Origin of the sequence: Sporosarcina saromensis (assembly GCF_033253735.1) — a bacterium.
Lineage (GTDB): Bacteria > Bacillota > Bacilli > Bacillales_A > Planococcaceae > Sporosarcina > Sporosarcina saromensis.
The window spans coordinates 418410-431076 of the sequence record NZ_JAUBDI010000001.1 but is presented as its reverse complement, the minus strand read 5'-3'; the positions used below and the strand labels follow the sequence as shown (position 1 = coordinate 431076).

Genomic DNA, 12667 nt, shown 5'->3' with positions numbered 1-12667 from the left:
GTTTAAACTGAATACATGAAAAAAGATCCTAAGGCCTATGTGATGATTGTTGTGTGATTTATCTTTTCTTGCCTTTTTCGACGTGTTTTTTCCTTGGTTTTACGTAGAATGATGACAAGATTTCGATGATTTACGTATACCTAGTATATGTTGTCGTATATTGAACCAAACTGCGTAATTGGTCGGAATTTGGTGGTTAGTAAAAACAGTGCTTTTGCTATATTGACTTTTTTGAAGGGAGATTGATTTTGTGACTGTGAAGAAAAATATGGAGTCAATGATTACGTATCAACAGAATTTTTATGCGACAGGTGCAACTAAAAGCGTTGCGTTCCGATTGGACATGTTACATCGTTTGAGAGAAGCGATTAGTGCCAATGAGAAGAAAATTCAAGAAGCCTTATTAAAGGATTTAGGGAAAAGTTCTTTTGAGGCCTATGTGACGGAAGTCGGTTTTGTTTTGTCGAGTATTACGCATATGATGAAACACCTGGAAGAATGGATGAAACCGGAACAAGTGAAGACGCCCGTTCATTTACAACCGGCTAAAAGTTTTGTTGTACGGGAGCCATATGGTTCAGTCTTGATTATCGGACCGTTCAATTATCCGTTTCAATTGGTCATGGATCCTTTAGTTGGGGCAATTGCAGCAGGGAATTGCGCGATTATCAAACCTTCTGAAGATGCTCCGCACACGGCTGCGGTTGTACGTGATCTTGTGACAGCTACCTATCCACCTGATTTCGTGCGTGTTGTTGAAGGTGGTGTGGAAGAGACGTCGGCGCTCATACATGCTCCGTTCGATTACATATTTTTTACAGGGAGTGCAACTGTCGGGAAAATTGTTATGAAGGCTGCAGCAGAGAGGCTGACACCTATCACGCTTGAACTTGGTGGGAAAAGTCCTGCAATCGTCGATCAGACCGCCAATATACGAGCGGCCGCTGAACGAATTGTCTGGGGGAAATTTGTGAATAATGGGCAGACATGTGTAGCGCCAGACTTTGTCCTTGTCCACGAAAGTGTCAAAGATCACCTTATGAAAGAAATGAAAAATACAATTTGTGATTTTTATGGGAAAGATAGCGCAAAAAGCCCGGATTACGGACGGATTATTAATGAAAAACACTTTGATCGATTAGTGCAGCTGTTGGAAAGAGAGAAAGGACAAATCCTTGTTGGTGGACAAGTAGACCGTCAAGAACTCTATATTAGCCCAACTCTTTTGGATGGAGTGGCGTGGGATAGCCCGTCAATGGAAGAGGAGATTTTCGGTCCGATCCTTCCGATTATGACCTATAAACATTTGGGAGAAGTTATACATCGGTTGCGCCAAATGCCAAAATCGTTGGCGGCGTACCTGTTTTCCGAAAATGATAAAGCACAAGAATACTTTTTAGCGAACCTCTCTTTTGGTGGAGGGTGCATTAACGATACAATTTCGCATGTGGCCAATATCCACTTGCCGTTTGGTGGTGTCGGGGCTTCGGGGATGAACGCCTATCACGGTCAAGCGAGCTTTGAATTGTTTTCGCATAAGAAATCCATTATGAAAAGAAACTCGAAAATTCCTGTCCGTATAGGTTTCCCCCCGTATGGCAACAAGCTGTCGGTCATTAAAAAGATTCTTAAATAATTGAGATGCGTTGACAGCAAGACCAAATCATATAAAGAACCGCATGAACCCTGATTCATGCGGCTTTTTGAGTTTATCTGGTAGTCGGATACGTGTAATCTTGTTTAGAAAATGAACTGATTGGCAACGTAATGATTATTTCAGCCCCTTGTTTCGCCCGTTCATTTATCTCGATTGTGCCGTCATGATCGAGAATAATTTTTTTTGAAATAACGAGACCAAGTCCAGCGGCACCGTCTTTTGTTGTAAAGAACGGTGTAAACAATTGGTCAAACGTCTCTTGGTGGAATCCGGCACCTGTATCTTTTACTGTAATACGTAGCGTGTCATTCGAGATGGTGTTAATAAATGTTATGCTTCCTTTATTCGTATGTGCATCAATTGCATTTCGAATCAAGTTAATAAAAACTTGCTTGAGGCTTTCTTCATTTCCTATGATGGTTGTTTGGTACTCGGCAAGGTAAATATTGCAGTTTATATCATTTGAGATAATTTCATGTTCGAGATGAGATATGACTTCCATGATTAAATGCTCAACATCTAGTTGCTTCCGCTCTTTGATATTGGGTTTTGATAATATTAAAAACTCATTTGCTATTAAATTGATCCGTTTAATTTCATTTTCCATAATCTCGGTAAATGCACGATAAGGATTCGACGGGTCATTGTTCATCATCTGAACGAATCCATTTATAGAAGTCATTGGGTTGCGGACTTCATGGGCGACGGATGCGGCCATTTCTCCAATGGCATTCAGTTTAATGGCTTCCATTTTGATGCGTTCGGCTTGAATCCTTTCTGTCATGTCACGGACAATGACAGAAATTGCTATGACGTTATTGTTCTTGTCCAGAATGGGTGCGAGCGTAGTCGCTGCCTCGAACATCGTGCCATCTTTACGGATCTCTTTTGTGCGTAAGTTTTTGAAATGCCTGCCTTCTAGTAAAAATTGAATCCGGTGAACAACATTCTCTTCTTCAGAAGGGTGGTATAATTGTATTCGTTTGCCAAGACATTCTGCTTTTTTCCATTGGTACAGTTCTTCAAATGCAGGATTGACAGCCAATACTTTTTGATCGATTGAAAATACGGCGATTGCATCTTGAGTATGTTCAAAAAACAAATCCAAATAGCCAGAAGTTGACGTGGATTCGGGAAGTTGATCTTTAAATAATATCGAAAGCTCTGTTGAACGCATTTTGAATGTGATGAGAAGAAGGACAAGCATTCCAATGATGACTGTTATGAAAATAAGTAATGAGGCATTGTTCATCGGTTGTACCGAAAGCTGTACATTTCTAAATAAAACAATACATTCAATAGTTGTGATAAGTAGAAGCGAGAGCGATAATACGGTATGTTTAAAGAGCACAGCTAGAATAATGGGTAAAAGTAAAAAATAGATAAAAATTAATTTATGATCAATAAGAAATAATGAAATTAAGTAGAAATGGCTCGTACTAATAATGATAGGTATGAGAAAGGTCAGCATAAAATTGCGAGAAAGCATATAGTGCAAGCAACCTGTTATAACAGCTCCTACTGCAATGATAGAGAGGTATTCATAATGTTTTAATGATACTGTCAAAAGTAGTTGTGCTAAAACAATGAAACTAAAAAAGTGTAGTAAATACTTAGTTTGTGTGAGGATGAATTGATCGGTTTTCATTGATGCACCTCTCTTAGAAGTAGTATTATATGTATCATACATGATTTATCAACGAATGAAAACAGAAGTTTCAGAAATAGAAAAGAGGTTGAAAGTGCATGAAGCAGTTTAATGAAAAACGTACAGTTACGTTATTAGAAAAGTTAGTAAAGACACCAAGTCCATCTGGTTTTACGGACAAAGTGATGCAAGTTATCCGTGAAGAGTTAACGAGCATTAAAGTACCGTTTGTGCAAACAAATAAAGGTGCGATTATTGCAACTGTCAAAGGGAAAGATGATACGCGTCATCGATTGTTGACGGCTCACGTGGATACACTAGGAGCAATGGTCAAAGAAGTGAAGAGCGATGGCAGGTTAAAACTTGCTATGGTCGGCGGTTTTAATTGGAATGCAGTTGAAGGAGAATATTGTCGTATACATACTGCTAGCGGTAAAGAAGTGAGAGGAACCATTTTAATGCACCAAACGACCGTTCATGTGTATCGCAATGCAGGAATTGCCGAGAGAAGTGCGGAAAACATTGAAGTACGTATAGACGAAAAAGTGAAAAATGCTGCAGATACAAGAGCGCTAGGGATTGAAGTAGGCGATTTTGTTTCTTTTGATGCGCGCTTTGAAACGACTGAAAGTGGGTTTATTAAATCAAGGCATTTGGATGATAAAGCGAGTACAGCTTTGTTGCTGGATTTACTTTGGACAATAAAGGAAGAGAACGTGGAATTGCCGCATACAACGCATTTCTATATTTCCAACAATGAGGAAATTGGCTACGGCGGAAATTCTAATATCCCTCAAGAAACAGTAGAATATATAGCCGTTGATATGGGGGCGATTGGTGATGGCCAATCATCTGATGAGTTCACGGTTTCCATTTGTGCAAAGGACTCTAGTGGTCCTTACCATTACGGCTTGACGCGGCATTTGACAGCTCTTTGTGAAAAAGAGAATGTGCCGTTTAAATTAGACATTTACCCATACTATGGATCGGATGCATCTGCTGCTATTCGGGCAGGCTTTGACGTGAAGCATGCTTTGTTTGGTCCGGGAATTGAATCGTCTCATGCGTTAGAGCGGACACATGTTGATTCATTACGTGCAACGGCACAGTTGTTATATGCTTATGTGAATTCAGATATGATGGATTGAAGGAGAGTCTTGTGATGAATTGTAATGAATTATTTGACGTGCTGCCAATTAAAACAATAGAAGGGATATTACCAGAACAGGTTACTGATCTTGCGGTAAATTCTCGTTCCGTTAATGCGGGAGGTGCATTCGTTTGTATTAAAGGGTTTACAGTCGACGGACATATGTATGCACAAAATGCAGTAGAAGCGGGTGCTCGTGTCATTGTCGCGTCGGACCGGGTCGACGTAGATACGGAACGAGTGGCGGTTGTCTATGTTGACGATACAATGCGAGCGATTGCATTACTGGCTCCTCGGTTTTATCGTTATCCCTCCAAAGAAATGACGATGATTGGTGTGACAGGAACGAACGGGAAGACAAGTGTCAGCAATATGATGCATGCGATTTTGCGTCATATTGGTGAAAAGTCTGCAGTGACCGGGACGATCGGGTTTAACTTGGATGGTGTGTTGTTTGAAACTGAAAATACGACGAATGATGTTTTGACGACTCAACAGCTAATTCGACAAGCGGCGAATGCAAATTGTTCGACGATGACGATGGAAGTATCGTCACATGGTCTGTTGGAAGGAAGGCTGGCAGGTACGGAGTTTGACATTGCTGTCTTTACGAATTTATCGCATGATCATTTGGATTTCCATGGCAGTATGGATAATTACGGCCATGCAAAAGGTCTTTTGTTTGCGCAACTCGGACAAGACTTGGAGAAAAAGAAGTTTGGTATCGTTAATCGTGATGATCTTTGGGGAGAGCGTATGAAAAAGATGACCGCATTCCCTGTCTTGACGTATGGAATTCATCAGTCTGCCGATTTTCGTGCGTCAGACATCGTTTTAAGTGATAAAGGGACTTCTTTCCATTTGGAGTCACCTGAAGGCGAATTTAATGTATCAATGGCACTCATTGGCGAGTTTAATGTTTACAACGCACTTGCTGTAATTGCTGCGTTGTATGCGAAAGGAATTCAAATCGAGTCGATAATTGAAGGTCTAGCTGTTATCCCAGCTGCAAAAGGACGAATGGAGAAAGTAGAGACGGATTTACCGCTCACAATTTATGTCGATTATGCGCATTCTCCGGATGCAATCGAAAAAGCGATTCAAGCTGTATTACCGTATAAAGGTACTGAAAGAAAATTAATCTTTGTCATCGGTACAGGTGGCAATCGGGACAGGTTGAAACGTCCATTTATGGCAGAAAAGGCTTCGATTGCGGACTACGTCATTTTGACGACAGACGATCCGAGAGACGAGCCATATGCGTCAATTCTTTCAGAGCTTGAAGTGGGCATGCAACATGACCAGTACGCGTGTATTGGAGACCGTGAGGAAGCGGTTCGGCATGCAGTTGCAGTTGCTAATGAAGGAGACATCATTATTTTCGCTGGTAAAGGTCACGAGGATTTCCAAATTATCGGGAAGGAAAAATTTCCGCATTCAGATGCAATGATTGCGCTTGAAGAAGCAGAGAAGAAGTTTGGTCATCAAGTTCGTGAGCAATAATAGTGAGAAGGGCTGTCTGTTTAGGCAGCTCTTTCATTTTGATTAATTCCGAAGAAAAAAATGTTGAAAATGGATTGCAATCTGTCTATGCTTAAAAAAGCGGAAAAGAAGGAGTTATTTATATGCAAAAATCGATACATGATGAAATTTTATCCCGGCGAACATTTGCGATTATCTCGCATCCAGATGCCGGGAAAACGACGATGACTGAAAAACTGCTTTACTTCGGTGGAGCTATTCGTGATGCGGGGACTGTAAAAGGGAAGAAAACCGGTAAATATGCCACTTCCGACTGGATGGAAATTGAGAAACAACGGGGAATTTCGGTAACGTCTTCTGTTTTACAATTTGACTATGATGGTAAACGAGTAAATATTTTGGATACCCCTGGCCATGAAGATTTCAGTGAAGACACGTACCGTACATTAATGGCGGTTGATGCAGCTGTCATGATGGTCGATTCGGCAAAAGGGATCGAGCCACAGACGATCAAATTGTTTAAAGTTTGTCGGATGAGAGGCATTCCGATCTTTACGTTCATGAACAAAATGGACCGACAAGGTAAAGAGCCATTGGAATTGATGGAAGAGCTTGAAGAAGTGTTAGGAATCGAGTCGTACGCAATGAATTATCCTATCGGGATGGGGAAAGAATTTATTGGCGTGTACGATCGTTACAATCAACGAATTGAGCAAGCGCGTGTTGAAGGGGAAAGTCATTTTCTTCCGTTAAATGAAGACGGTGAGCTTGCGGTTGAACATCCGATGACAGAGACGTCCTATTACAAGCAAGCGCTTGAAGATGTTTTACTGTTGAATGAAGCAGGGAACGAGTTCGATACTGAACGTGTTGCAAAAGGTGAATTAACACCTGTATTTTTCGGCAGTGCGCTGACGAACTTCGGGGTGCAGACATTCTTGGAAACGTTCTTAAAGTTTGCGCCTTCACCACAGCCGAGAATGACGAAAGATGAACAGGCAGTGGATCCAAAGGCTGAAGAATTTTCAGGCTTTATCTTCAAGATCCAGGCGAATATGAACCCCGCGCACAGAGATCGAATCGCGTTTGTCCGGATTGTTTCAGGCAGTTTTGAAAGAGGTATGTCCGTCACCATTCCGCGTATTTCAAAGACGGTTAAGTTGACGCAAACGACGCAATTTCTCGCGGATGACCGTGAAACGGTGAATGAAGCGGTTGCAGGTGACATTATCGGCTTATATGATACTGGGAACTATCAAATTGGCGATACAGTTGTTGGTGGAAAGTCAAACTTCCAATTTGAAGCATTGCCACAGTTTACCCCTGAACTATTTGTTCGTGTGACGGCGAAAAACGTTATGAAATCAAAGCATTTCCATAAAGGGATTCTTCAGCTTGTGCAAGAAGGGGCTATTCAATATTACAAGACGCTGCATACCGAAGAAGTGCTGTTAGGCGCAGTCGGTCAACTACAGTTTGAAGTGTTCGAACATCGTATGAAGAACGAATATAACGTTGAAGTGCATATGGAACATATTGGTTCAAAGGTGGCGCGTTGGATTGAGAATGAAAGTGACGTGAAAGATTCGATGACAGGACAACGGTCGATGCTCGTGAAGGATCGATACGACAACCTCGTCTTTTTGTTCGAGAATGATTTTGCACTCCGCTGGTTCGGTGATAAGTATCCAGATATTCGATTGTACAATTTGTTATAAGGATTAGGTTTGGCTGGATAGACTTTGAAATGAGTCTATTCGGCTTTTTTGGTTGAGGGGAGAATGCTGCGTTTTGCGGGGTTATGCGGCGAATGGGGAGGAGAATGCGGCGTTTTGCGGATTTATGCGGCGAACGGGGGAAATATGCCGCGTTCAGATGGGTTGCTTTGTTTAGAGGAAAGACATTCGCCGAAGGTAAAGTTAGTTTACATATTTGGCCAGCATAATTGTTCCGTGGATAGCTTGAAGTGTTAGGAAGTAGCAGACGCGCTAAAATGGGTTTTGACAAATTAGGGTTTTATGTTTTAGGTATGGGGAATTTTTGTTTAGTGGATTTTTTGCGGCGAAGTGGGTGGAGATTGCGGCGTTTTGCGGATTTATGCGGCGAATGGGGAGGTAATGCGGCGTTCTGGGAATTTATGCTGCGAACGAGGGAAGAATGCTGCGTTCTGGGGATTTATGCCGCGAACAGGGAAAGAAATGCGGCGTTCTAGGAATTTATGCGGCAAACGGGGAAAGAATGCTGCGTTCTCGGAAGATATGTGCTGAGTGACTTGTTTAAAGTTTGTTTGGTTAGGGGATGTGTGACAGAGTGATGGAATTTTGAGAAGAGAGTTGGGGGATGGTGAGAGTTCGTGTTTGATGTTCATAACTACATTCAATATGATGGATATAGTGATGTGGTGATGTAGAAAGGAATGGGCGCATGAAGATCAGTAATTTTGCAATAAAGAGACCGGTCTTTACGATTGTGACGATGTTTCTTGTCGTTATTCTTGGAGCGGTATCTTTTTTAAAAATTCCAGTGACATTAATTCCAGAATTAAATCCTCCTGTAGCGGTTGTGGTAACAAATTATCCTGGGGCTTCTTCAACTGAAGTAAGTGAAAAGTTGACGAAACCGTTAGAAGATAGTTTATCAACAGCACCTGGATTGAAATCGATGCAATCTTCGTCGCAGGAAGGTGCGAATTTCATTTTATTAATGTTTGATTGGTCTACAAAGATTGATGATGTGCAGCTAGATATTTTACAGCGGATTGATCAAGTGCCAATTCCGGAAGGTTCAAATGCTCCCCGGTTTATGAAATTTGATCCGTCGCAATTTCCTGTCATTCAGTTATCGTTACGGACTTCGACTGAGGATGCGGATATTCGGAATCTTGCGGAGCAACTTGAGAAAGAATTACGCCGGACGGAAGGTGTTGCGAGTGTAACGGTATCCGGCAAATTAGTGGAAGAAGTCCAAGTAGTACTTGACCAGAACAAATTAGGCAGTTACGGACTTGTCCAATCGGATGTCGTGCAAGCAATCCAGGCAAATAATATATCGATGCCAGGTGAGCCAATTGAAACGGATGATGGAAAACAATTGACGACTCGGATTCTCAGCTCGTTAACGTCTGTCGAAGATATTCGTAATGTACTGATTAATATGGATCCGTTAACAGGTAAGAAAGTAAAAGTTGCAGATGTTGCAGATGTTGCGCTTGTTGAACCGAAAGCAACATCTGAAACGAGAGCGAATGATGAACAAGCAGTGCTCATGTCTGTATTGCAGGAGTCAGGTGCGAATACAGCGACAGTATCGACAGCTTTCAAGGAATCGCTGGATGCATTGCTTGCAAAAGAGAACTTTAAGGACATTGAAGCGGATATTTTGTTTGACCAAGGGGATTATGTCAAGTTGGCAATTGGGAACATCGGCCAATCTTTACTTCTTGGTGGTTTGTTTGCAATGGTCATTCTGTTTTTATTTTTACGAGGCATTAAAAGCCCGATTATTATAGGAGTGGCGATACCTTATTCGGTCATTGTCACATTCGTGCTGATGTTTTTTGCCGATTTTTCGTTAAATATTATGACGCTTGGTGCATTGGCACTTGGCATCGGAATGCTTGTAGATAACGCCATTGTTGTCATCGAAAACATTGAACGGCATTTGGCAATGGGGAAAGATCGAGTGGAAGCTGCTCGAGATGGGGCGAAGGAAATTAGTGGAGCCATTACGGCTTCGACATTAACGACGTTAGCTGTATTCGTTCCAGTCATTTTTATTAGCGGATTGATTGGACAAATCTTTACAGAGTTCGCGTTGACGATTTCCTTTAGTTTGTTTGCTTCGCTTGTCGTTGCTTTGACGGTAGTACCAATGATGGCTAGTCGAATGTTAAAGAAACCACGTAAGAACTTGGAAGCAAGGAGACGGCGTTCTAAAACAGTAAACAATTTCGAGCGATCTGTGAAATGGTCGTTAAAACATCGTGCCATCGTATTGACGATGACAGTATTGTTACTCGCTGGAAGTGGTTTTAGCTTATTCAAAGTTGGAACAGAATTTCTACCTGCAACAGATGAAGGGTTCTTCAGTATTGCAATCGATTTGCCAAATGGTTCAGCACTTTCATCCACAAATGAGGTTGTTGAAAAGATTGAGACAAGGTTGAAAAAGGAAGAAGACATTGAGGTGTATGTCAGTCTAGTCGGGGGAACACAGCAAAGTATGGCACAAGGGGGTTCCGAATCCAACACTGCTGAAATGTATGTCAAACTTGTTCCTATGGAGGATCGAGAACGGTCTGTGTTTGAATTTGTAGATGATGTACAACCGGAAGTTTTGGACCTAGTAGGCGAAGATGCACGCGTTAGCTTCAATATGCAAACGGCTGCTGGATCCAGTCCGAACACCTTGTCGTTTTCATTGCAAGATACGAATGAAGAGCGGCTAAACAGTTCTGTTGTCAAACTGAATGATGAGCTGCAAAGGATGGATGGCGTATTAGAAGTCTCTAATAATTTGCAAGACACGATACAAGAAATCCATATTGACGTCAATCGTGAGAAAGCATTTGAACAAGGACTTGCACCTTATCAAATTGCTCAAACCGTCAATACGATTACTCGTGGTGCTTTTGCTACACAGTTTGTAGATGACAAAGAAGACGTCGTTTCTGTTTTGGTGAAGTATGATGAAAAATTTCGGGACAGTATTGAGGCGTTGAAAAATATTAAATTACGAACGCAAACGGGGCAATTCGTTCTTTTGAAAGATGTTGCGACCATTTCAGTCGCTGAAGGTCCTGTGTCCATCCAACGGGTCGACCAAGCGCATTCAGTAACATTTGATGTCAAATACGAATCCTCTTTATCATTAGGTGAAATGACTGCAGAAGTGAATACGCTCATTGACAAAATTGATTTACCTGATGAGACCGAAATGGCTTATGGGGGAGACAGAGAACTGTTTGAGAGTGCGATCAATGACATGTTATTAGCAATCGTGTTGGCTGTCGTGTTAGTGTACATTGTTATGGCTGCTCAGTTTGAATCGTTCAAGTATCCATTTGTCATTATGTTTTCTGTGCCGTTAATGGTTATCGGTGTGGCGTTAGGACTTTTCGTAACCTCTACCCCAATCAGTGTGACAGCGGTAATTGGGGTGCTAGTACTCGTTGGAATTGTCGTCAATAACGGTATTGTCCTTGTTGATTATATTAATCAACGGAAGGAAGCGGGCATGTCATCCTATGATGCAATCATCGCTTCAGTAAGGGACCGTGTAAGGCCGATTTTGATGACTGCTTTGACGACCATTTTAGGATTGTTACCATTAGCACTCGGGTTAGGAGAAGGGACAGAGATGAACCAACCGATGGGGATTGCGGTCATCGGTGGATTGATCAGTTCAACATTTTTGACGCTCTATATTGTACCCATCATTTATAGTTTGTTCGATCGCCAGACGAGAAGACGCGCAGTTGAACCTGAATGAATGAAACCCTTGGAAGCTTGCTCAAAGGTAGCTTCCAAGGGTTTTTTAATGAATTAGAAGTGTAAGTATTCTTTTTGAAAGACTATATATAAGCAGAATCGACGATATCGGTGTTTCAATTCATCTTAGAAAGTGAGGTGGAAAGAACTGTGATTTTTTTTCGTAAGTAATTGTCCTCGAAAACGATTAGTGATATAATGATAGGAGAGCACTCAGCAACTTAATTAAATTTCTTTTGACGGTTGTCAAAGGGGAGTAGCTATAGGGAAACCTATTTCATAGTCGTCAATACATGGGCGTTGTCCATCGGTTATGATAGCTGGATTTTTCGTTTTGAAAATTTCTGACTTAGCGAGACCTTTGCCTTTATTAGGTGAGGGTTTTTTATTTTGTGAAAATAAGGAGGAAATTTAGTTGGAAGCAATTTTATTGGAATACGCATGGGTGCTAGTCGTTTTGATCTTTTTAGAAGGTCTATTGGCAGCTGATAATGCAGTTGTTATGGCGGTTATGGTGAAACACTTGCCGAAAGTCCAACAGAAGAAAGCGTTGTTTTACGGATTGCTTGGAGCATTTGTTTTCCGTTTCGCGGCATTGTTCATGATTACGTTTTTGGTGAATATCTGGCAGATTCAAGCGTTAGGAGCAGTCTATCTATTGTTCATCGCCATTAAGAGTTTAATGGATAAAGGGAAAGGTGCAGATGGCCATGCGACCAAGAAACCACGGAAACAATCCGGCTTTTGGATGACGGTGCTGAAAGTTGAGTTGGCGGATATCGCTTTCGCGCTCGATTCAATGCTTGCTGCTGTAGCGTTGGCAGTGACCTTACCTGAACTTGGTGATTTCCATATCGGTGGTATTAATGGTGGTCAGTTCACCGTCATGTTGATTGGTGGTATTGTCGGCCTCGTCTTAATCCGATTTGCGGCTAGACAGTTTGTCATCCTTATTGAAAAATATCCAGTACTGGAAACAACGGCATTTATTATTGTTGGGTGGGTAGGCGTCAAATTGGCAGTCCTTGCATTAGGACATGAAAAGTTAGCGATCATTGATACGGCATTCCCGCATTCAACACTTTGGAAGGTCATTTTCTGGACTGTCCTTGGAGCGATTGTTCTTTTCGGTTATTTGACTGCACTTGCGACAAAACGTAAAAAGGCATAATGATTGAGAGCTGGTACATCTTAAGAGGTGTATCGGCTTTTTCTTTGTCTATTTATCGAGTTAAAAAAAT

The 12667-nt window shown here is 41.6% G+C and carries 7 protein-coding genes; 6 read left to right on the top strand and 1 reads right to left on the bottom strand.

The genetic code is table 11. From position 1 onward, the window contains the following. The first annotated feature begins 268 nt into the window (after window positions 1-268). Complete coding sequence (locus QT711_RS02150) at window positions 269-1636, top strand: aldehyde dehydrogenase (RefSeq protein WP_317941957.1); 1368 nt, start codon at window positions 269-271, stop codon at window positions 1634-1636. Window positions 1637-1709: 73 nt separating this feature from the next. On the opposite strand, the gene QT711_RS02145 is transcribed toward QT711_RS02150, so the two are convergent. After that, complete coding sequence (locus QT711_RS02145; protein WP_317941838.1) at window positions 1710-3305, bottom strand: two-component system sensor histidine kinase NtrB; 1596 nt, start codon at window positions 3303-3305, stop codon at window positions 1710-1712. Between the two features lie 98 nt (window positions 3306-3403). On the opposite strand from QT711_RS02145, the gene QT711_RS02140 reads away from it, so the two are divergent. From QT711_RS02140 to QT711_RS02120, 5 genes are all read left to right on the top strand, one after another. Beyond that, window positions 3404-4453: a M42 family metallopeptidase gene (locus QT711_RS02140; RefSeq protein ID WP_317941837.1), complete on the top strand. Its 1050-nt coding sequence runs from the start codon at window positions 3404-3406 to the stop codon at window positions 4451-4453. Window positions 4454-4467: 14 nt separating this feature from the next. Beyond that, a complete protein-coding gene (locus tag QT711_RS02135) occupies window positions 4468-5958 on the top strand; it encodes a UDP-N-acetylmuramoyl-L-alanyl-D-glutamate--2,6-diaminopimelate ligase (protein ID WP_317941835.1) in 1491 nt (496 codons plus the stop codon). 122 nt (window positions 5959-6080) lie between these two features. Next, window positions 6081-7655: a peptide chain release factor 3 gene (locus QT711_RS02130; protein WP_317941834.1), complete on the top strand. Its 1575-nt coding sequence runs from the start codon at window positions 6081-6083 to the stop codon at window positions 7653-7655. 706 nt (window positions 7656-8361) lie between these two features. Next, window positions 8362-11427, top strand: coding sequence for an efflux RND transporter permease subunit (locus tag QT711_RS02125; RefSeq protein ID WP_317941832.1), 3066 nt, complete (start codon window positions 8362-8364; stop codon window positions 11425-11427). A 414-nt stretch (window positions 11428-11841) separates the two neighbouring features. Further along, entirely contained in the window at window positions 11842-12597 is a 756-nt protein-coding gene (locus QT711_RS02120) for a TerC family protein (protein WP_317941831.1), read from the top strand. Window positions 12598-12667 lie beyond the last annotated feature (70 nt).

What these genes read in the sequence shown, in the direction of transcription:
- QT711_RS02135 (WP_317941835.1), top strand. Translation starts at nt 4,468, where the DNA reads ATGAATTGTAATGAATTATTTGACGTGCTGCCAATTAAAACAATAGAA.
- QT711_RS02125 (WP_317941832.1), top strand. Translation starts at nt 8,362, where the DNA reads ATGAAGATCAGTAATTTTGCAATAAAGAGACCGGTCTTTACGATTGTG.
- QT711_RS02150 (WP_317941957.1), top strand. Translation starts at nt 269, where the DNA reads ATGGAGTCAATGATTACGTATCAACAGAATTTTTATGCGACAGGTGCA.
- QT711_RS02140 (WP_317941837.1), top strand. Translation starts at nt 3,404, where the DNA reads ATGAAGCAGTTTAATGAAAAACGTACAGTTACGTTATTAGAAAAGTTA.
- QT711_RS02130 (WP_317941834.1), top strand. Translation starts at nt 6,081, where the DNA reads ATGCAAAAATCGATACATGATGAAATTTTATCCCGGCGAACATTTGCG.
- QT711_RS02145 (WP_317941838.1), bottom strand. Translation starts at nt 3,305, where the DNA reads ATGAAAACCGATCAATTCATCCTCACACAAACTAAGTATTTACTACAC.